The sequence below is a fragment of the Aliterella sp. E5.1 genome (assembly GCF_057473825.1).
On record NZ_JBYCCV010000069.1, the window covers coordinates 1 to 20,864 of the forward strand.

Genomic DNA, 20,864 nt, shown 5'->3' on the forward strand with positions numbered 1-20,864 from the left:
TTACTTCAATTGGATTTGGCAGCATAGTCGGTTCAAGTCCACTGCCGCACAACGAGCAGGATTAACCTCTCGACCATGGACTTGGAATGATATCGTGACCTATCCCACAATAATCTGACGCACTACCAGCGAAAGCTACGATCAATACTTACATTACATAACAACAAAAGTAGAGCGTTTTACTTGTGAAAAACAATATCGCTCCCGCAATGGTTATTTTGTTGACGTTGAGGTAAATGTTAACTTAATTTCTTATGCTGGAAAACAGGTTTTTGCCATGTAGTAATAAATATTACCGATCGCAAACAAGCTGATGCTGCTTTGCGTGAAAGCGAACAACGTCTAGCTTGGCAAGCTAACCACGATGCTTTGACTGGATTAGTTAATCGAAGAAAATTTGAACAGCATTTAGAACAAGCTTTAAATGTTGCCAAAGTTACTAGCTCCCAGCATTCATTGTGTTATTTAGACTTGGATCGCTTCAAGATTGTTAATGATACTTGCGGTCACATAGCAGGAGATGAGCTATTACGCCAAGTTACAACTTTATTGCAAAGTCAAGTACGTTCTGTTGATGTTTTGGCTCGTTTGGGTGGAGATGAGTTTGGGTTACTGCTTAATCAATGCACTATCGAGCAAGCTTTAATTATTGCCAATGCTTTGCGTGAGAGTATCCAAGCATTTTGATTTGTGTGGGAAGATAAAATTTTTAGAATTGGTGTCAGCATTGGTGTAGTTGCAATTAACGATCGCAGCCAAAGCCTCGTAAATACTATCAGTTCTGCCGATATTGCTTGCTATGCTGCTAAAAATCAGGGACGCGATCGCGTTCAGATTTATCAACAGAGCGATCGCGCTCTCATCCAAAATGACGATATGCAATGGATAGAGCAGATAAATAAAGCTCTAGAAGAAAATCGTTTTTGTCTTTATTCCCAATCTATTGTACCTACAGACACTCAACGACCAGACTCTCAAGAACACTACGAAGTATTGCTGCGACTGCGGGATGAAACAGGCAAAATAATTCCGCCCATGGCATTTATTCCGGCGGCGGAGCGCTACAATTTGATGCAAGCAATCGATCGTTGGGTAATTACAACTTTATTTGCTAGTCAAGGGACGCACTATCGCCAAACTTACGCAGATTGTCAAAAAGTAGGCGGTTATTGTTTGTATGCAATTAACCTTTCTGGTGCAAGTATTAATGACGATCGCTTCATAAACTTTCTGCACGAACAAATCAAGCTATATCAGATTCCACCCCAAGTAATCTGTTTTGAAATTACTGAAACTGTCGCTATTACTAATTTGACTAAAGCTGTAGCATTAATTAATGAGTTTAGACAACTTGGTTGCTCTTTTGCTTTAGATGATTTTGGTACGGGGATGTCATCCTTTGCTTATCTCAAAAAATTGCCTATAGATTATCTAAAAATTGATGGTAGTTTTATCAAAGACATTCTTAGCGATCCCATAGATTTGGCAATGACTGAGGCAATTAATCAAGTTGGTCATGTCGTAGGAATTAAAACCATTGCTGAGTTTGTTGAAAATGATGCCATTTTAGAAAAGATTCGTAAATTAGGAGTAGATTATGCTCAAGGCTATGGCATCGCTAAACCGCGCCCGTTAGTAATGCCCTTGAACTTGCAAGCAGGAACACCTACACCAACGATAAATCTAGCCCCACGCCTATAATTTTTAGATTTGCGGCGTTGATGATTTGACTAATAGAGAACTGTGTAACTGGGCTAAACCCAGATAGCGTATACCCTCTGGCGCAATTTCAAACCGACAAGGTAAAATTTCTAACCCAAGAGTGATCGCACTTTTGAGCAAATTTCCATAAATGGGATCGGCGCTATCTCCGGGGGCAAATTGGCTACAGTCGCCGCGATTGATAAAATACAACATCACCGCACGGGCTTGAGGTAGCAAGGCTACAAGTTCTCGCAAGTGCTTTTGTCCGCGTGTGGTTTCGGTATCAGGAAATAAGGCTAGTTGTTTCTGCGCCCAGGTGGTGCTTTTAACTTCTATATATACGGGGCGCTCAGTATTGCTACTCAATACAAAATCTACCCGACTTTTTTTGTCTTGTCCGTAAACAACTTCAAATCGAATCTGCTGATAGTTGGTTAATTCTGGGAACAAAAATTTTTCTAATGCCAATTTAATAATCCGATTTGGCATCATTGTATTGATTCCCACCCAAGTTGGTTGGTTATCAAATACTTGAACCATCTCCCAGGTATAAGGCAGCTTGCGCTTGAGGTTGTTACTGTAAGATACTTGGACGGCACTACCAGGGGTACTAATTCCACTCATTGAGCCTGTGTTTGGGCAATGGGCTGTAATTACTTCTCCCGTACTTAACTCAATGTCTGCAAAAAACCGCTTATATCTTTTGACTAAAATACCTGGGTAAAGCGGCGGATATTTATATAACCAATCGTCCATTTGTCAATCCCTGACAGGGATTTATTAAGTTTGCTTTGTATTTTATCGTTTTAGGGCGACGCGATCGCTAATTTCACCGCAAGTTGCTAAATAATAATCGAACATTTAGTCCAAAAATGAGTAAGGGTTACTGCTCAAATTTAGGTGATTTTTGCAAAAGATACACAAGCTCAATGTATGTAAAGTTGCATTGTTACATTTATTTATAATATTGACTGAAGAATTTTTGATACTAAATTTATCAAGAGAGCAAAACAAAGATAATGTTATTAAAAACACCCCTGTACAGCTAATAATTTAATATTTTTTTGTTTTTTTAATATTGCAAAAGCCTTTTTCTGTATAATCTTTAGCCAATAAAACTAATGATTTTTATAATTTATTGCCTTTATAACTAAAGACTTATAAAGCTTTATTTGTTTTTTATTAATGATGCTTTTTTTACAGGATCTTCTCTCAGTAAATTGACAAAGCATATTTAGTAGATAGTGTAAAGTTATATATATTTCCTCTACTTTGAGATAGAGTTTACTTGCAAGCTTCAAATGTGGTGAAAGGATGCTCAAAGGTAAAGAACAAGATTACAAACTAATGCCGTCAGTGCCTTGTTTTAAAGGAAAAAAGCTTATTAGCTCCAAAACCTTGATTGGTTTAGGATTGAACTTATTATTACTTACAACTGTACACTCAGTACAAGCTGCACCAGAAAAGGCTCGCAGTGCTGATGATTTTGTAGATTCAATTGGTGTTAATACTCACTTGTACTACGAATCATCGGTTTATCACCAAAAATACGATACGCTAATCAAGCCTAAATTAGTGCAATTGGGAGTACGTCACATCCGTGATGGTGCTACGCGCAATCTCAACGGCTATATGGATAGGCTTCGAGAACTAAAGACTTTGGGTATTCGTTCGACTTTAATTTGCGACCCCCGCAGTGTGTCGCCATCGGCAACAGTAAGTTTGATCAAGGAACTGGGTACAGATGTAGTAGAAGCAGTACAGGGACCAAACGAGTACAACCTCAGCGGAGATGGCAATTGGGTTAGCAACTTGCGTAACTATCAACAGCAACTGCACGAAGCTGTCAAAGGAGATTCAGCTACAAAAAACATTCAAATATACGGACCATCGCTTTCGGGAGGAGATGCCTATAATGCGATTGGTGACTTGAGTGCTTACGTAGACTACGGAACTATGAACAACTACTTTTCTGGGCGCAATCCTGGAAATAGCGGCTGGGGAACTAATAACTACGGTAGTCTTGGTTGGAATGTGCAAACTGCCAAAAAAGCAAGCCCTTCTAAGCAAATTGTTACTACAGAAACAGGCTATCACAGCATTGTCAACACCTCTGACGGGCATAGAGGCGTACCAGAAGATGTTTCTGGAAAGTATATGCCTCGTTTGTTTTTAGAACAATTTAACAACGGAATTCCCCGAACTTTTGCCTACGAGCTAATCAACGTTGATTACGACCCTAACTCTTTGTACAAAAACTTTGGTTTGCTGCGTAACGACGGATCTGAGAAGCCTGCTTTTGTAGCTGTGAAAAATTTGATTGGTTTGTTGAAAGATCCAGGTTCTAAGTTGACACCTGGCTCCTTAGATTACTCTTTAGGGGGTAATACGGCAAATGTTCGTCACACGTTGTTGCAAAAAAGAGATGGCAGATTTTATTTGATCTTGTGGCAAGAAGTATCTAGTTTTAATGTCGATACTAGACAGGCGATTAAAGTCTCTAGTCAGAAAGTAAATCTCACCCTAAACACAGCCATTGCCAAAGCAACTATTTACGTACCCAATGACTCAGCTAATTGGACGGCTCAGAAAACCTACCCAAAACAGTTAGATATTGATGTAAGCGATCGCCCAGTAGTGATAGAACTAGCGAAAAGCTAAATGTAGTCAGGCACGCAAGAGTTGCGTGCCTTGATTAATTTATGCAATGTATTTTTGCACGGCGATTACTAACTGCTCTGCCCAATGCTGAGTCAAGTTTGCGTCAGCAGCTTCTACCATGACGCGAATTACAGGTTCTGTACCTGAAGCTCTAACAAGAATCCGACCTTGATTTCCCATAGCCGTTTGAGCCGTGGAAATTGCACTTTGCAGGCGATCGCAAGATACCCAATTCATCCGGCGATCGCGATTTTCGACGCGCACGTTGATTAATAGTTGCGGATAGGTGGTAAAGCTCAAAGCGGCGAGTTGCGATAAGTTTGTGCCAGACTGCTTGACTAAAGCTGCTAGATGCAAGCCTGTAGAGATGCCATCGCCTGTAACGCCATAGTGGGGGCAAAGAATATGTCCTGACTGTTCGCCCCCTAGCATTGCGCCCGTCGCTTGCATTTGGGCTTGGACGTAGCGATCGCCTACGCTGGTACGAAGTAGTTTGCCGCCTTGTTTTTCCCAAGCCCGTTCAAAGCCTAGGTTCGCCATAACTGTAGAGACAATTAAGTTTGCGGGCAACTGCTGCTTTGCTTGCAAGCTTTTACCCCATAAATAAAGAATGTAATCGCCATTAATCGGATTACCGCGATCGTCTACAGCTAAAACGCGATCGGCATCGCCATCAAAAGCCAAACCCAAATCGGCATTGTACTGCAAAACCGCCGCTTGGACGGGAGCAAGATGAGTAGAGCCGCAATCAACATTAATTGAGTTGCCATCAGCTTTGTCATGCAAGCAAATTACTTCTGCTCCCATCTCCTTAAATACCATTGGTGCGATACCTACGGCTGCACCCCAAGCCAAATCTAAAACGATTCGCATCCCTTGGAGGTTGATGCTATTTGTGAAAGGTTTTTTAATACTATCTAAATAATCTCTAACTAATTCTGGGCGATCGTAGTGCTGCCCTTTAGTTGGTTTATTAATTGGTAATATCCCTTGTCCTCTTATCCCAGCTTCAATTTGGTCTTGCAAAGCTTCGTCTAACTTTGCTCCATCTGCACCAAAAAATTTGATTCCGTTATCTTCAGGTGGGTTATGACTTGCAGAAATCATTACTCCGCCTACCGCATCACTAACACCCGTAAGATAAGCGACGCAAGGAGTTGGGCATAAGCCAAGGTTCCAAACTTCTAAGCCGGAAGCTTTTAAGCCCGCCGCTACAGAATTTGCCAACCGATCGCTAGAGTTGCGCGAATCTTGCCCAATAATTACTACCCCAGATTTAGAGGCGCGTTGCAATACTAGCCCTGCCCAAAAACCTACTTGCAATGCCAAAGAAATATCTAATATATCTCCCACTCGTCCCCGGATGCCATCAGTACCAAACAAGGGAGACTTGGGCAAAATTAAGCTAGCTTTATGCGCTGCAAAAAAATCAAAATCCCAAATTGATGCTTGGGAAACCGTACTTTGGGCTTCTACCGGGGACGCGACCATAATTTATCTACTCCACACACAACACTCATACGGGTAGAGGATAGCACTTTATGTTAATTTTGAGAAAATTATTGCTAGTTAAATTAAATAAATACGCTAGTTGTATCGGCGATCGCGAAAACAACTAGCAGAGGTTATAAACAGACTAAATTCCTATTTCTGTTAGTAATAATTCCATCTCCTCCCAAGTGAGTCCTTGTTGGAGGTAATGGGGCAAATCTGGGTTGTAGGGACTGCGGAGGCGATCGATACTGATAATTTTTGCGTCTTTTGGTAAAACTGGTACGTCAAGGTCGAAGGCAGTGGGGCGCATCAAAGAACTAGAAAAGCCTTTGAAGATAACTAGGCGATCGCTTTCTCCAGCAACTTGGACTTCTACAATCAGGACTTCTTGAGGTTTTTTGAGCGTGTACTGCTCTAAGCGTTTACTAGCAGTATGAGTCATAGTTATTTAGGAAAGTGCCGAGCGTCCTTGCTTGCCTAACTTAAAAAATACAAAATAAATCAAGCAACCTAAATAGAATATTAAACCCACCATACCTAGGAAACCTAAAAATCCTGGCTGGCTATTGGGGTGAAAATACTCTTTAAATAGTAGTGGTGGCTCTAAAAAGGCACGACAAAAAGGCGATGCACTTGCTGTCGTTGATACCGCACACTGTAGAAATGGGATTGTAGCAAGCGCGCCAATTACACAATAAACTGATACTGCCCAGCGCCAAGCATTAAAACTTATTGTTAGCGCCCCTGGAGAGCGATCGGCAATTTCTTCATTGAGATCGACCCAAAACCACAGCGCTATCGGAATTAAAATTCGCGCCATCACTCCTGAAATAAAACCTACAGGAAAAGCAGCAATCAGCAGATAAACTGAAATTGTCAGCAAACTAGACACGCGCCAGTAAATAGTTAATAAGCGTTGGATTGCTTCAGCTTTTTGCGCCAATGCCCAAAGTAGTAATATTAACGGCAAAACCACTATAAAGATAACGGCTAAACGATAGTCTGTCCAGATTAGAGAGCGGAGCCAATTGTCAGCAAGCATAAATTAAATAAAATTAAGCGTGATTTTTGCCCTGAAGCAGCTTCAGTGATTAGCGGAAGTGTGATCCCACAAAAAAGCAACGAAGTACACTCATTAGCTTAGTGTCCTACGTTGCTAAAAAATTAAGTAGGCTCTGCTACTTTTTACAGTTATTCTTCGTAAAGACGACATTCATCAGCGCCGGGGTTATCTTCGCAATATTGCTCTAAAGAATTTTTGGGTTTAACTTGGCGCTTGTGCGCTGCTTCTGCTTGCAATTCTTCTACCACGTCCCAAGCTGCGGCGCATTCTCCTGATGTAGCGCCTTGTGTATCGCAAACGGTGCGGGCTTGGTCTCTTTCTTCTTCGATTTTTTGATTGATGTTGCTCATAAATTTTTTTGCAAATGTATTCCTGTCTCTAGTATAAGAAACCTTTGAAGTTGAAAGCCTCTTAGAGCTTATAGCGTCTAAGATGTTGTTTGCTTACTTCTAAAGGCTAACACGCACCAATGAGGGTTTTCCGCCATCAAACTCGATGTTACTAATTTCTAGCAGTACAGGCAACTATACTGTAGTTTTTAGATTGATTTAAATAATCAATCGAGGATAGAAGTTTAGCTAATAATTGATAGTGTTTTAGAAACCGCACTTCCGATCGTATTTAGGTATGTTGGTGATAGCACCATAGGGTATAACTCATGAAAAAAATGCAGTGGGCAAACGCCCTCTCAACTCATTCTTCTTTAGAATCTGCGGTGGCGGAGGTAGTAGAGCGTGCTACAGCTTTATTGCAAGCACCCGCCGATTTAGCCATAGTATTTATTTCGGCGGCTTTTACTAGCGATTATCCTCGTTTGCTGCCCTTACTGCAAGAAAAACTGACAGATATTAAGGTATTGATTGGCTGCGGTGGTGGGGGAATTGTTGGCGTATCTAAGGGCGGAGAAATGCAAGAATTAGAAGATTCTCCAGCTTTGAGCCTGAGCCTAGCACACCTGCCAGGTGTAGAAATGCAAGCATTTCATCTTGTGCCGGAGGAGTTGCCAGATCTCGATAGCCCGCCTCATACTTGGGTAGATTTGATTGGTGTAGAACCCGATCGCACGCCGCAATTTATTTTATTATCCGATCCGTTTACCAGTAAGATTAACGATTTATTACAAGGATTAGATTTTGCTTATCCGGGTTCGGTAATTGTCGGCGGATTAGCTAGTGGCGGTTCAACACCAGGACTTACAGGTTTATTTTGCAACGATCGCCTTTACCGTGAGGGAACTATTGGAGTAGCGTTGAGTGGCAATATTGTTTTAGAAACGATTGTGGCGCAAGGATGCAGACCAATTGGCAAGCCTTATCAAGTAAGTTCGAGTGATCGCAATATTATTCTCGAATTAGACGAAAAACCGCCTCTAACGCAACTGCGGTTGCTAATTGAAAGCTTAGATGAAGAAGATCAACACTTAGCTCAAACAGCTTTATTTATTGGCGTAACGCGGGATGAGTTTAAGCAAGATTTGGGGCAAGGAGACTTCTTGATTCGTAACTTGCTAGGAGTAGATCCTAACGCTGGGGCGATCGCGATTGGCGATCGTATTCGTCCGGGTCAACGCATTCAATTTCACCTCCGCGATGCCCAAACTTCGGCAGAGGACTTAGAATGGTGGTTGCAAAAATACCACAAATCTAGTCAAGTCGAGCCTAAAGAAGCAGGAGCATTGATATTTTCTTGTTTGGGACGGGGTGAGGGGTTGTATGGCAAGCCAAATTTTGATTCCGGGTTGTTTCAGCGTTATTTCAGCGATATGGCTTTAGGTGGGTTTTTCTGTAGCGGTGAAATTGGTCCCGTTGGTGGCAGCACTTTTTTACATGGCTACACCTCGGTATTTGGTATTTGTCGTCAACCTTAAAAAAATTGAGGAGTTTTTTAATTGTCACCTGTTCGAGTCCGTCAGCACGTAAATCCGTTAGCAATCAAGTACAAAACGCCAATTTTGCCGCTTAAATGGCAGCAAATCTATACAAATCCAACTCAACCCCTGCATTTAGATATCGGTTGCGCTAGGGGACAGTTTTTGCTAGAAATGGCAACATTTGAACCCAATTGGAATTATTTGGGGTTAGAAATCCGCGAGGTGTTGGTAGATGATGCGACTTCTCTTGCTCGTAAATTAAATCTAACCAACTTGCATTATTTATTTTGCAATGTCAACAATTCTTTAGCACCGCTACTAAAATCTCTTTCTCCAGGCACGTTACAGCGCGTTACCATTCAGTTTCCCGACCCTTGGTTTAAAAATCGTCATGCCAAACGGCGAATGTTGCAGCCACAATTAGTAGCAGAATTAGCAACTTATTTAGCACCTGGTGGCATGGTATTTCTACAATCAGATATTGAAGGACTACTATTAGAAATGCGCGATCGCTTTGCCCTCCACCCAGATTTCGATTTGCACAGCCCAGAACCCTTGCTAACAGAGAATCCTTTGCCTGTAGCCACCGAAAGAGAACAAACAACTTTGTTGCGCGGCGAACCTGTTTATCGGGCGATATTTATCCGCCGCTAAATCCAATTAGGTAGGAATTGCTTTATCCATAACGGTAATTGCGAGTAGTCGAAATAAGGTAAGCGCAGGCGATATTCTGCTAAAGATAAGGGTAAACCTAAATAAACTGGCATCCAAAAAACAAAAGCCAAAAGGATTAAAAAAATAGTTGTTAAACCTAGCACCCGCAGAGATGAGCGATAGCTTTGCAACCAATTATTGACAAGAAATGCGATCGCCAGCCCCGAAAACACCGAAGAACCCATGTAGTGATAAATAAACGTACAGCGCGTTACCGGAACCCAAGGCAGCAAATTAGCCAGCCAATTGAGGACTAGATACAAAATAATCCAATTGTCGGTAATTTGGCGATCGCTAATTTGGCGAAACAGGCTAAATTTTTGCGTAACCCAACTATGTCGTAGCAGTAGCCACAGCATATAAAAAATAGCGGCGGTAGACAGCCACCACAATATCGGATTGCCTATAGCATGGACATCATAAATTACTTTTGCTGCAGTTGTAGGTAGCGCTGGGGTGTCAAAAGCTAGAGGTTCATTAACACTCGCCGCCGTGCGATAAAAATAAGCTACAGGACGTAACATAAATATCCACGTGTACCAATCAGAACAATAAGGATGCACTTTTGCCCCATCGCCGATTCTTTCGTGATAGGACAAAATTTTTGTTTGCATATCCCAAAAGTTGGGAGTGGGGTTTTGTTGCAGGTGGGGAATCCAAGCGAGGCTGTAGACGGCAACGGGGATAATTGCTAGGTAAATTAGAATGTGTCCTAAATTAAGCTGAGTGAGGTTTTGCAGAGGGGTAGTGTAACGGCGACTTGTATAGGCATTTTTAAGCGGATTTACTAGCCGAATTGCCCAAGCAGCCAGCCAGATTAGATAGATACCCAGCAAAAACCATAAACCATTCCATTTAATTGCCGCCGACGCACCAAACCACACGCCAGCGAGGGCTAGATAGAAACTGCGTTTAATGCCATGCGTTTTTAGCCCTAACAAGCAAAACAACTGCCCCAGTAGTCCAAAAATCACTAGATAGACATTATTTAGAGCGTAACGGGACTCTACCAAAAACAAGCCATCACTAGCAGCAAAGATGGCAGCAATTAGAGCGTAACTACGCCGCGAACTAATTTGATAGGCGATCGCAGCTACAACTAAAGGTATAAATGAGCCAGTTAAAGCATTAAGCCAGCGATAACTCCAAGTCGAACGCACAGAACCCGTAAGATTATTTACGGTATCTTGTCCAATGGGAAGATGGCTACCAATCCAAATGCCGATTGCAATAATATACTGGCTTAAAGGCGGATGAGCGTTGAAAAACTTAGTATTGGTAAGGTAGTTATTGGCAAATTTGGCGTAGTAAACTTCATCAAATACAAAAGTATTAAAGCGCCCTAATCCCCAAAACCGCAGGATTATTGAGAGTAAAAATACGCTAGCTAAACCAATCCAAAACCAGGGAATTGAGTTAGGGCGCTTGTTAGATAAAATCATAGTACAAGGCTTCTTAGCTCAAAGGTATTCAAACTAAGATACCTTTTCTGCGTCCGCTACTATCAGCAAAGTCTTGAGTACCGAGTCAGGATTGAGACTAATAGAATCGATACCTTGGTTGACTAAAAACGTAGCAAATTCTGGGTAATCGCTTGGTGCTTGACCGCAAATACCAATTTTGCGATGATTTTTCTTAGCAGATGCGATCGCTATTTTTACCATCCGCTTTACCCCTTCATTGCGTTCGTCAAATAAATGCGCGACTAAGGCAGAATCTCGATCTAAGCCTAAAGTTAGTTGTGTTAAGTCATTTGAACCGATAGAAAAGCCATCAAATACTTGGCTAAATTCTTCAGCCATAATTACATTACTTGGCAACTCGCACATTACATAAACTTCTAATCCATTAACTCCTTTTTCTAAACCGTGCTTTGCCATTTCTTCAAGTACCCGCTTACCTTCATCTGGGGTACGACAAAAAGGAATCATTGGAATAACGTTTGTTAAACCCATTTCATCGCGTACCCGCTTTAAGGCGTGACATTCTAGGGCATAAGCTTCGCGATAACGTTCGTCATAGTAGCGACTCGCACCCCGCCAGCCAAGCATCGGGTTTTCTTCTTTCGGTTCAAATTGTCTTCCACCCAATAAATTAGCGTATTCGTTGGTTTTAAAGTCACTCATCCGCACTACTACAGGGTTTGGATAAAATGCCGCCGCGATCGTTGCAACGCCCCGTGCCAATTTATCGATAAAATATTGGGGTTTATATTCGTACAGTTGCGTAAGCTGGGCGACTTTTGCTTTAACGGTTTCATCGTCTAACTTGTCGTAGTGAATCAAAGCCAAAGGATGCACTTGGATGTAGTTAGCAATAATAAATTCTAATCGTGCTAATCCTACACCATCGTTGGGGATAGCAGAAAAACCAAAAGCTTCGGCGGGATTTCCCACATTCATCAAAATTTTAGTGCGAGTGCGGGGCAAGTTTTCTAAAGGTACTTCCCTAACTTCAAAGGGTAACAACCCCGCGTATACTCGTCCTTCTTCCCCTTCAGCGCAAGAAATAGTTACTTCTTGACCAGTCTTTAACATCTCGGTAGCATTATTAGAGCCAACGATCGCCGGAATCCCCATTTCTCTAGCAATAATTGCCGCATGGCAGGTTCTTCCACCAGAATTAGTGACGATCGCACTGGCTTTTTTCATAATTGGTTCCCAATCAGGATCGGTGCGATTGGTAACTAACACTTCTCCGGCGCGGAATTGATCGATTTTATTTGCGTCAACAATAATCCTAGCTACGCCTTGACCGATTGCTTCTCCTACGCTGCGACCTGTGACTATAGGCGATCGCGGACTTTTTTCAGTAAAATGATAGCTGCGTAGGATAGTTTGAGATTTCTGTGACTGTACGGTTTCTGGTCTAGCTTGGACGATAAATAATTCCCCAGTAATCCCATCTTTTGCCCATTCCATATCCATAGGCGTGTACTGTTGATGGACTTGGGTATAGTGATCTTCAATTGAACACGCCCACTTTGCTAGTTGCAAAATTTCCTCATCTTCAAGGGCGTATTTATCGCGGCTTGCTTGGTCTACTAGAACATTTTTAGTAAACTTAGAACCGTCATCGTAGATCATTTTTAGCTCTTTGCTGCCGATTCTTTTCTTTAAAATTGGGCGGAATCCCTGCTTCAAAGTCGGCTTAAATACATAATATTCATCAGGGTTCACTGCGCCTTGAACAACATTTTCACCCAATCCATAAGCCGCAGAAAGCAGAACAGCGTTTTTAAAGCCTGTTTCGGTATCGATAGAAAACATTACCCCCGAACAAGCCAAATCGGAACGTACCATTTTTTGTACGCCGACGGAAAGCGCTACATCTAAGTGATCAAAACCTCTATGATGGCGGTAGGAAATTGCGCGATCGGTAAATAAAGACGCAAAGCAACGATGACAAGCTGCCAGCACTCCTGGGGTACTATGAACGTTGAGATAAGTCTCTTGTTGTCCAGCAAAACTAGCATCGGGCAAATCTTCCGCCGTTGCGCTAGAACGTACAGCTACATCGGTGTCAGTTCCATATTTTTGGCATAATTGCAAATAAGCTTCGGCGATCGCATTACTGACTTCTATAGGAAAGGCGGTGTGCATAATCAACGATCTTGCTTGTTTTCCTACTTGCTGTAATTGATTTACATTATCAATATCCAAGGTAGCAAACAAACTTCTTAATTTTGCTTCTAATCCAGCTTCCTTGATAAAGTACCGAAAAGTATAAGCTGTAGTTGCAAATCCATTAGGAACTTTTACCCCCCCAGGGACTAATTGCCGGATCATTTCCCCTAAAGAGGCATTTTTTCCACCTACCAGGGCAATATCGCCAATTCCTACTTGATCGAACCATAGAATTAGCGATCGCTCTTTAGAGGATGAGGAATTTTCTTGCACTATAACAGCCATATATTTCCTCTACTTTTTGTATTCAGCTTAATGATTACCAGTTTATCTGAGATGAAATAAAGCTACTTGATTATTTATTGCTTCTTTCCAAAGATATGCAATTCTAATTGCTTCTTTGCTTCCTTAAAAATAGAAATAAAGTATTAATCATTACAATTAATACTTTTTCTGTATAGTTATCTAAAATTCAACTTTTAGCTCAACAGTATTAGCAATGACTTTAGCTATAAGTTAGCGATTTTAAATCCCAAATGGCAACTATATTTCACCAAATCCAAAGCGATCGCCACCAAGGAGTAGAAAGACTAACTGGAACACTATTTTTTTTGCGAATATCTTGAATATTCCACCCCGTCAGCCTAGCTAAAGTTTGTGACTCTTGTTCAAATCTCCGAGGTAAAGACCTTTGATACTGTCTCCCCGCGTCACACTTGGCTTCATCTTGGAAAGGATGACGCAAGACATATCTACCTTGAAAAAATTGGTTGTTGGCTGTTTCTTGAAACATCAAATCTTCAGGAAACTTAGCGCGGCTATAACGTACGTGTAAGCGAGTAAGAAATACGTTGCTATTAGCCGATGAATCTAACCAAAAAACGCCAGCTTTTCGCAATTCTTCTGGGTTTAAAGGTTCTGCTGAACAAGGATCGCAGCTATTCATATTCCAAGCATATTCAAGAAACGCTACTTTTTTATCTTCCTTAGTGTAAGAGTTTTGAAACATTGACTTATAAAAATTTCCAAATTCATCTTTAACAAATCAAGGAACATCCGCATCAGAAGAAATATTTACTGTGCGATAATTTGTGAGTTCTGCTTGTCCTTTTGGCGACAAAATATACACAATTAAATCTTGCTCGTTTGTAGAATTTATCATACCCAAATTTCATCTGAAGAATGTCAGTAACTAAAGCGTATCTGTATCTATGCCGCTTGCTCTTAACTTAGCAAGGAGAGCTTCTAACTGTTGTTCGGCATTTTCTGCCCTTTGACGTTCTTGTTCAGCTTTTTGACGTTCTTGTTCGGCTAATTCTTCAGGAGTAAAGTATCTATTTCCTTTCTCGTCATACCAATACAAAACCTCACGCTCTAAGCCACCACTCCAACTTTTGGCGCGTCCAATTCCTAAGCCAATTTCAGGCATCCAAAAAGGTTCACCAGCTTGTAACTGATATTGTCCGTCAATTAATTTATATACTTCAAAAGGCTGGTGTTTGTAGCGCTTCCAGTATTGGGGGTTGTAAACTACATAGTACAAAACTCCTAAGTTGGCATAGGTTGCCATTTTAGAGCTATATTCCTCACCTGGGGTTTGCGATACAGTTTCTAAAACAAAAATGGGTTGAATGTAATCTTTTTCCCACAGTACATAGCTATTGCGTGACACTTTTCCCGGCTTGCGGCGACTGACTCCCAAACTCAAAAAACCGTCCGGTACTACAGGGACAAGATGGTTAACGCCTGTTGTATGATAAACACCCATATCAACAGCGAAAAACCAATCTTGACGCTCTGCCCAAATAAACTCTAATAAGAATAAAAGAAAATTGGGAATAAAATTTTGATTTTCGTTATCCACTGGCGCATCGTCTGAACAGATTAGTTCATCGCTACTTGGTAAGTTGAGCTTGGAGTCAGATTTTACCATTGGATAATTCTCAATTCTTTCTGCCATTTATTTTAAGTTTAAATTAGCCGCCAGAGCGATCGCCTGTGGTAATATTCGATGTTCTTGAACTTGAATGCGATCGTGCAAAGTTTCGGCGGTATCGTTGGGTAATATAGGTACGGCAGCTTGGCACAAAATAGTGCCGCTATCTACTTCCGGGCATACTAAATGCACCGTACAGCCAGTTATCTTTACTCCCGCAGCTAGCGCCTGTTCTACGGCTTTTACGCCTTTAAAACTGGGCAATAAACTAGGATGAATATTGATAATTTGGTTTGGAAAAGCATTAATTAAAACTGGCGTGACTACTCGCATCCAGCCAGCCATAATTACCCAGTTGACATCGTGCTGCTGCAAACACCCAATGATTTGCAAGTCCAATTCTTCCCGACTACTAAAGTCGCGGTGATTGAGTAAAACGGCTGGTATATTCCACGAAGCTGCCCGTTCTACAACTTTTGCTTGGGGATTGTTGTAGATTAATACTTTAATTTGGGCGTTTAATTGCCCATTTTTGATAGCTTCTGCTACAGCTTCAAAGTTAGTTCCACTACCAGAAGCTAAAACTCCTAGTTTTAAAGGCGTATTTTGAGTTGGAATAGAGGAAATACTTGGAGAAACTAGACTAGCACTAGATTCATTGCAGACTGAAGGCAGCGTCATACAGGAAAAATTTTATAAATGGCAAAACTCTATAGTAGGGCGTGGTTGGATAATGAGGAAGTCGCGGCTTGGATATTTCTGACTCCAGCATTGATATTTTTGGGTGTATTTCTTCTTTATCCCATTGCTTATTTGTTTTACCTCAGCTTTACTACTGGTAGTTTTACCTCCTCTGGCATCCAATGGATTGGTTTAAGAAACTACTGGCGTTTGCTCCTTACCCCAGATTTTTGGCAAGTTTTAGTCAATACTACTTATTTCACCGTTGCAACAGTAATTCCTAGCTTAGTAATTCCTTTAGGATTAGCTGTACTACTAAATCGTTCTATCAGTCTCCGAGGACTATTGCGCAGCGCTTATTTTTTGCCTTCAATAACATCTCTTGTCGCTGCTGGCTTGGGTTTTCGTTGGCTATTTCAAACCGAAGGCGCAGTTAACTCGCTATTAAATATATTTAGACTTGCACCGATTCCTTGGCTAGGTAGTACGGTTTGGGCAATGCCTGTATTGATTTTATTGAGTATTTGGAAACAGCTAGGTTTTAATATGGTAGTGTTTTTGGCAGGATTGCAAGCAATTCCACCAAGTCGTTACGAGGCGGCGGAGTTGGATGGCGCTAACTCGTGGCAGCAATTTCGGCATATTACTTTACCTGGATTGCGCCCGACAATTGTATTTGCGGCAATTACTACAGCAATTTTTACACTACGAAGTTTTGAGCAAGTGTATGTAATAACTGGCGGTGGCCCATTAAATTCTACTAATTTGCTAGTCTATTACATTTACCAAGAAGCTTTTGGACAATTTGACTTTGGTTATGCGGCGGCGGCAGCTACAGTATTACTTGCGATCGCACTTATTTTGGTATATTTGCAATTGCAGACTTGGGAAGAAGATTCTTAGATAGCTGATGGTTCGTAGTTTGGTAATGATTCTGTAGTTTTCTCTAAAGTTTGCATAGAATTCAAAGATAGAAACCCAAACCCAACTTTGGAAGTTAGATCTAGCAAGGTATAAAACATTGTCTCTATACCTTAAAAAGTAGGAAAATGAACTGCTAGAGGTCGCTAAGTAAACTTGCTGAATCTGTATCCAAAAACAATGTTGCTTGAGATTGCTGGCGTAAAATGGAAGCAGGGCAAGTTGTAGAAATAGGAAGTCGCAACATATTTTGTACTGCCTTAGCTTTCCGCTTTTCTGGTGCAAGACAAAGAATTTTTTTACTACTACAAATTTGGGGAATTGTGAGCGTAAAAGCATATTGCGGTACGTCTTCAACGGTGGCAAAATGTCCTTCGCCCACCTGCTGCTGGCGAGTAGCAGCTTCTAGTTTTACTAATTTTATCTGCCCATTTTCGTCAAAGGATGCGACTGATGGCTCATTAAAAGCCAAGTGACCGTTTTCGCCAACTCCAAGGAAACATAGATCTATGGGTTGCGCTTGCAATAATTGAGTATAGCGATCGCATTCTGCCAAAGGTTGCGCTGTATCTCCGATTATGTAATGAAAGGCAGCGCAATTTACTCGTTTTTCTACGTTTTTGTGCAAATAGTAGCGAAAACTAGCTGGATGTTGGGGGCTAATTCCCAAATATTCATCAAGATGAAAAAGGACAATCCGCGTCCAATCTACACCACCCAAGGCAATTAGCGCCTCCAAAAACTTCAATTGAGAGTTACCTGTCGCCAAAATCACCGTCGCCTGACTTTGTTTTGTTAACAGAGTGGATAGATACTTGTGGGCGATGTTTGCCGCATCGTCCGTTAAAGTAGTTATGCGATCGCAAAGTCGTACTGTCAAGTCGTCCACTTGAAAGTTTTTTACAGGTGCGTATTGAGAAGTAATAGTTTCAGACATGAATTTTAGGATGGAAAAAGCTATGTTACAGCGCTGGTATAAGCTAGGTTAGACTTTCACTATTTTAAATATCGATGAATTATTGGTTGATCAAGTCTGAACCAGAAACCTACAGCATTCTACACTTAAAAAAAGACCGTCAGACTGTTTGGGATGGAGTACGCAATTATCAAGCGCGTAACTTTCTGCGGCAAATGCAGCAAGGAGATAAAGCATTTTTTTACCACTCTAATACTAAAATTCCCGGCATTGTCGGCTTAATCAGCATAGCCACACCCCAAGTTGTCGATCCTACGCAGTTTGACCCAGAAAGCAAATACTACGATTCTAAATCCACTCCCGAAGCGCCGCGTTGGCAAACAGTAGTTATAGAATTTATTGAGGCTTTCCCTACTTTGATACCTTTAGAAACACTAAAGCAAGAATTTAGTAGCGATGAACTTTGGGTAACAAGACGCGGTAATCGATTGTCTGTAATGCCTGTAGATGAAATAGTCGCTAAAAAGATTTTGGCAATGACTAACTAAAAAACATCCGCCGGATCAGCCGAACGCAATTTTCGCATAGAGATCGCACCAGAAACACTGCACATAATAATTGTTAGCACTAATACTGTTACCGCTCGATCTACCGTCATAGAAATTGGTAAAAGTGTTGCTGCATAAGTGACTTGGTACAGTCCAAAAGATAGTACAAAGCCAGGAAGAAAACCTAAAATAGCAAGTAATAAAGCCTCTTGCGTCAAAACTCCCAGCAAAACAGATCTGTATAGCCCATTGCCTTAAGCGTGGCGTATTCTGGCAAATGGTCGGAAACATCGGCATACAAAATTTGATAGACAATTACAGTGCCAACAATAAACCCCACTCCTACACCCAAACCAAATATAAACCCAATTCCTGTACCGCTTGCCCAGTAGTCTTTCTCAACTTGAGCAAATTCTTCGGTAGTTAGCACTTTGACATCATTGGGTAAACCTGCGATTAATTGACTTCGTACTTGTTCAATATCCGCACCAGGCGTTAAATTAATTAAACATAATTATTTTTATTATTCGGCGATCGCTTCATCGTCCAAAATTTAAGGTCAGCTTCTGGTAAAGCGCCCGTCCGCACTACTTCAAAACCAAGTCTTTTGTAAAAACGAACGCCTCCTTCAGTAGAAGTTTCTAAATAGCAGGGCAATCCTTCTTTATCTGCCTGGTTTAGAATTGGTTGCAGCAATAAACTTCCTATCCCTTGGCTTTGATAGGTGGGAGAAACACCTAGCATAAATAAATACCAATGAGGCTGAGGTAAATCTTGCTTATGATGTTTTTCAATCGTCAAAAATAGCGATATAAATTGCCCTAGTCTGCTCAAACGCAGTTTAAAAGGTAAAGTATATAAACCTAATTGCAATAAGCGAAAATCGTTTAGTGGGTATTCCCTTGGAGGTATCCAGACTGCGACACCTTTTAACTCATTTGTAGTTGTATAAACATGGTTGTATGGCTGGCTGTAGCGTAATGCAGTTTTAGCAAATAACTCAATTGCATTGATTCTTACTTGTTCTTGTTCGGAGGCAAAATAACGAAAAATTGGGTCGTTATTAAAGGCATAAGCAAGGGTTTTGCTGGCTGCGTCAATCTGGGATATCTCTAAACGAACAACTTCTCTACTCATTTTTTTCACCACAGTAAATCGTTCATAAAAGCGTAAAATTTAACAAAATCAATTTTGGCAAGCGCTATTATTAAGCGAACTTTTTCTTTATCTTGTGTAGTTCCACATAGGTAAACGACTTTACAAGCTGCGATCGCTAAAATCATCCAAGAGTAAGTTTTGCGGCGAAAAAAGCGAAACCAAACAAAAGATGTTTTGTATAGCATGACTTTCTGGTTTTAGTTAAAGATTTACAGATGCGCGATCGCTTGTTTCTAGTTTGCGCTGTCTTATTAGCAAAAATAATGGCAATCCAAGGGAAACCCCAACAAGCAAATTACTAACTATATAAACCCATAGATTTTTCACCCCTAGCCGCGAACCTTCCCACAATACAAAAAACCAGAAGACTAGGGATGAAACAATTAAATCCATGCCAAAAAAGCTAGAGATGCGGTTAACAAATAGTTGCTCAAAGAAAAGCTGTAAGTCTAATCCATGCTTTGCCAAAAAAGGTATAAATTGGGAATAAGGTAAAATGGTTCCCGCGATGCAGAGAATTAGGTATGTAGTTTGAATCATAAATTACCCCTTGTATCAAACATTCGTTATAAATCGAACTAGAGCGGAAGTCTGTAGTTTTTGCTATCGCATTTGAACTGTCTCCAAACTATTAAAATTTTACGCCTTGACCGTAGATAAAATATGTATCTGTAAGTCCTACCTCTGCTTGGAAACCAGCTTTAGTTAGTTTGTTGAGCAAGACATCAGGCTGATAGTAAATTTTAAATATCTGAAACTCTCGCTCGTCATTTAGCTTGCGCTTTTGGTAAATTTCATTTTTGTCTTGAAGCGGATGATCTTTAGCTGAAGATGTTATTTCAAAATAAGAGTCAATAATCAAAACTTTCCCACCTGGTAAAACTGAGTTGTAAACTTTGCTCAAAAACTCATCAACTTCTGCGGGAGGAACGTGGGATAACCAAAAAGAAAAGAAAACTAGATCGTATTGTTTATCTGGTTGCCATGAAAATAAATCTAGCTGCTGATATTCTACGTTAGGAGCATTATTTACTTTTTGGCGATTAATTTCAATCATTTCTTGGGAAGCATCTATCGCTGTAATGTGCTTACCAAACTTCAAAAGTTCTTGCGTCCAAATTCCCGTACCGCAAGCTAAATCTAATATCGAATCAACAGTTCCCCCTTGCTGGACAACATTTTTGAGCGCAGCGACTTCATCAAACCAACGCTGGTTTATTTCCGATCCGCGATCGTAACGCCCAATTCGATAAAACCATTCATCATATTCTTTAGGGCGTATCTGCAAAGTCTGGATGTAGCGTAATGAGCTATTTTAACCAGATAAGAATCGCCGCAATCATCAGCATTGCTAGGTAGTTTTCGGCTCGTTTTTCATAACGAGTAGCTACCCGACGAAACTGCTTTAGCCGATTGATTAGGCGTTCAATGCGGTTGCGCTCGCGATCAAGTCCACGATTGAAGCGGGGTTTGTGTTTAGCATTTTTGCGCTTGGGGATAACTGGCGTAGTGTGCTGACGACGTAAAGTCCGACGAATCCTCTGTGCGACAAGCGCCCTGATCGCCTACTAA

At 41.1% G+C, this 20,864-nt stretch carries 22 protein-coding genes and 3 pseudogenes; 8 read left to right on the top strand and 17 right to left on the bottom strand.

The genetic code is table 11. From position 1 onward, the window contains the following. The 3 genes and pseudogenes from AC2VE5_RS18070 to AC2VE5_RS18080 form a co-directional block, all read left to right on the top strand. A pseudogene (locus AC2VE5_RS18070) lies at positions 1-118 on the top strand (IS1 family transposase); the annotation flags it as partial. Positions 119-321: 203 nt separating this feature from the next. Beyond that, the gene (locus tag AC2VE5_RS18075; RefSeq protein ID WP_486889106.1) at positions 322-687 is read left to right on the top strand and encodes a GGDEF domain-containing protein; all 366 of its coding nucleotides are present in this window, start codon (positions 322-324) and stop codon (positions 685-687) included. 3 nt (positions 688-690) lie between these two features. Further along, entirely contained in the window at positions 691-1,701 is a 1,011-nt protein-coding gene (locus AC2VE5_RS18080; RefSeq protein WP_486889107.1) for an EAL domain-containing protein, read from the top strand. A gap of 3 nt (positions 1,702-1,704) precedes the next feature. Here AC2VE5_RS18080 and sfsA read toward each other — a convergent pair whose 3' ends face one another. After that, positions 1,705-2,460: a DNA/RNA nuclease SfsA gene (gene sfsA, locus AC2VE5_RS18085; RefSeq protein WP_486889108.1), complete on the bottom strand. Its 756-nt coding sequence runs from the start codon at positions 2,458-2,460 to the stop codon at positions 1,705-1,707. Between the two features lie 558 nt (positions 2,461-3,018). Here sfsA and AC2VE5_RS18090 point away from each other — a divergent pair. Then, complete coding sequence (locus tag AC2VE5_RS18090; RefSeq protein WP_486889109.1) at positions 3,019-4,365, top strand: hypothetical protein; 1,347 nt, start codon at positions 3,019-3,021, stop codon at positions 4,363-4,365. 39 nt (positions 4,366-4,404) lie between these two features. Here the strand turns inward: AC2VE5_RS18090 and glmM are convergent, their stop codons facing one another. From glmM to AC2VE5_RS18110, 4 genes are all read right to left on the bottom strand, one after another. After that, a complete protein-coding gene (gene glmM / locus AC2VE5_RS18095; RefSeq protein ID WP_486889110.1) occupies positions 4,405-5,856 on the bottom strand; it encodes a phosphoglucosamine mutase in 1,452 nt (483 codons plus the stop codon). A gap of 145 nt (positions 5,857-6,001) precedes the next feature. Then, a complete protein-coding gene (locus AC2VE5_RS18100; protein WP_486889111.1) occupies positions 6,002-6,301 on the bottom strand; it encodes a DUF7734 family protein in 300 nt (99 codons plus the stop codon). 6 nt (positions 6,302-6,307) lie between these two features. Beyond that, a complete protein-coding gene (locus AC2VE5_RS18105) occupies positions 6,308-6,901 on the bottom strand; it encodes a DUF3177 family protein (protein ID WP_486889112.1) in 594 nt (197 codons plus the stop codon). A gap of 149 nt (positions 6,902-7,050) precedes the next feature. Next, a complete protein-coding gene (locus AC2VE5_RS18110; protein ID WP_486889113.1) occupies positions 7,051-7,272 on the bottom strand; it encodes a CP12 domain-containing protein in 222 nt (73 codons plus the stop codon). 308 nt (positions 7,273-7,580) lie between these two features. On the opposite strand from AC2VE5_RS18110, the gene AC2VE5_RS18115 reads away from it, so the two are divergent. Both AC2VE5_RS18115 and trmB read left to right on the top strand, forming a co-directional pair. Beyond that, positions 7,581-8,789, top strand: a complete 1,209-nt coding sequence (locus AC2VE5_RS18115; RefSeq protein ID WP_486889114.1) for an FIST signal transduction protein — start codon at positions 7,581-7,583, stop codon at positions 8,787-8,789. A gap of 21 nt (positions 8,790-8,810) precedes the next feature. Then, positions 8,811-9,446 (top strand): tRNA (guanosine(46)-N7)-methyltransferase TrmB, encoded by a 636-nt coding sequence (gene trmB, locus AC2VE5_RS18120; protein ID WP_486889115.1) that lies wholly within the window; start codon positions 8,811-8,813, stop codon positions 9,444-9,446. Here the strand turns inward: trmB and AC2VE5_RS18125 are convergent. The 5 genes and pseudogenes from AC2VE5_RS18125 to purN all read right to left on the bottom strand — a co-directional run bounded on the left by AC2VE5_RS18125 (position 9,443) and on the right by purN (position 15,749). After that, positions 9,443-10,948, bottom strand: a complete 1,506-nt coding sequence (locus tag AC2VE5_RS18125) for a dolichyl-phosphate-mannose--protein mannosyltransferase (protein ID WP_486889116.1) — start codon at positions 10,946-10,948, stop codon at positions 9,443-9,445. The two genes, trmB and AC2VE5_RS18125, sit on opposite strands and share 4 nt — an antisense overlap. A 33-nt stretch (positions 10,949-10,981) precedes the next feature. After that, complete coding sequence (ppsA, locus tag AC2VE5_RS18130) at positions 10,982-13,417, bottom strand: phosphoenolpyruvate synthase (RefSeq protein ID WP_486889117.1); 2,436 nt, start codon at positions 13,415-13,417, stop codon at positions 10,982-10,984. 265 nt (positions 13,418-13,682) lie between these two features. After that, a pseudogene (locus AC2VE5_RS18135) lies at positions 13,683-14,300 on the bottom strand (DUF2330 domain-containing protein); the annotation flags it as partial. Positions 14,301-14,324: 24 nt separating this feature from the next. After that, entirely contained in the window at positions 14,325-15,065 is a 741-nt protein-coding gene (locus AC2VE5_RS18140; protein ID WP_486889126.1) for a Uma2 family endonuclease, read from the bottom strand. 27 nt (positions 15,066-15,092) lie between these two features. Next, positions 15,093-15,749: a phosphoribosylglycinamide formyltransferase gene (gene purN, locus AC2VE5_RS18145; RefSeq protein WP_486889118.1), complete on the bottom strand. Its 657-nt coding sequence runs from the start codon at positions 15,747-15,749 to the stop codon at positions 15,093-15,095. An 18-nt stretch (positions 15,750-15,767) separates the two neighbouring features. Between purN and AC2VE5_RS18150 the strand changes: the two genes are divergently transcribed. Beyond that, the gene (locus tag AC2VE5_RS18150; protein WP_486889119.1) at positions 15,768-16,652 is read left to right on the top strand and encodes a carbohydrate ABC transporter permease; all 885 of its coding nucleotides are present in this window, start codon (positions 15,768-15,770) and stop codon (positions 16,650-16,652) included. A gap of 154 nt (positions 16,653-16,806) precedes the next feature. Here the strand turns inward: AC2VE5_RS18150 and AC2VE5_RS18155 are convergent, their stop codons facing one another. Then, on the bottom strand, positions 16,807-17,607 hold the full coding sequence (locus tag AC2VE5_RS18155) for a glucosamine-6-phosphate deaminase (RefSeq protein WP_486889120.1): 801 nt from the start codon (positions 17,605-17,607) through the stop codon (positions 16,807-16,809). A 74-nt stretch (positions 17,608-17,681) separates the two neighbouring features. Between AC2VE5_RS18155 and AC2VE5_RS18160 the strand changes: the two genes are divergently transcribed. After that, positions 17,682-18,134: an EVE domain-containing protein gene (locus AC2VE5_RS18160; protein WP_486889121.1), complete on the top strand. Its 453-nt coding sequence runs from the start codon at positions 17,682-17,684 to the stop codon at positions 18,132-18,134. On the opposite strand, the pseudogene AC2VE5_RS18165 reads toward AC2VE5_RS18160, so the two are convergent. The 6 genes and pseudogenes from AC2VE5_RS18165 to AC2VE5_RS18190 form a co-directional block, all read right to left on the bottom strand. After that, a pseudogene (locus AC2VE5_RS18165) lies at positions 18,131-18,642 on the bottom strand (FtsX-like permease family protein); the annotation flags it as partial. The gene AC2VE5_RS18160 and the pseudogene AC2VE5_RS18165 sit on opposite strands and share 4 nt — an antisense overlap. Beyond that, entirely contained in the window at positions 18,639-19,271 is a 633-nt protein-coding gene (locus tag AC2VE5_RS18170; RefSeq protein ID WP_486889122.1) for a GNAT family N-acetyltransferase, read from the bottom strand. The pseudogene AC2VE5_RS18165 and the gene AC2VE5_RS18170, both read right to left, overlap by 4 nt. A gap of 5 nt (positions 19,272-19,276) precedes the next feature. Continuing rightward, positions 19,277-19,477 (bottom strand): hypothetical protein, encoded by a 201-nt coding sequence (locus AC2VE5_RS18175; protein WP_486889123.1) that lies wholly within the window; start codon positions 19,475-19,477, stop codon positions 19,277-19,279. 16 nt (positions 19,478-19,493) lie between these two features. Continuing rightward, positions 19,494-19,832, bottom strand: a complete 339-nt coding sequence (locus tag AC2VE5_RS18180) for a DUF2834 domain-containing protein (protein ID WP_486889124.1) — start codon at positions 19,830-19,832, stop codon at positions 19,494-19,496. Positions 19,833-19,923: 91 nt separating this feature from the next. Continuing rightward, positions 19,924-20,580, bottom strand: a complete 657-nt coding sequence (locus AC2VE5_RS18185) for a class I SAM-dependent methyltransferase (protein WP_486889125.1) — start codon at positions 20,578-20,580, stop codon at positions 19,924-19,926. Between the two features lie 22 nt (positions 20,581-20,602). Continuing rightward, positions 20,603-20,854, bottom strand: coding sequence for a transposase (locus tag AC2VE5_RS18190; protein ID WP_486889127.1), 252 nt, complete (start codon positions 20,852-20,854; stop codon positions 20,603-20,605). Between the last annotated feature and the right edge of the window lie 10 nt (positions 20,855-20,864).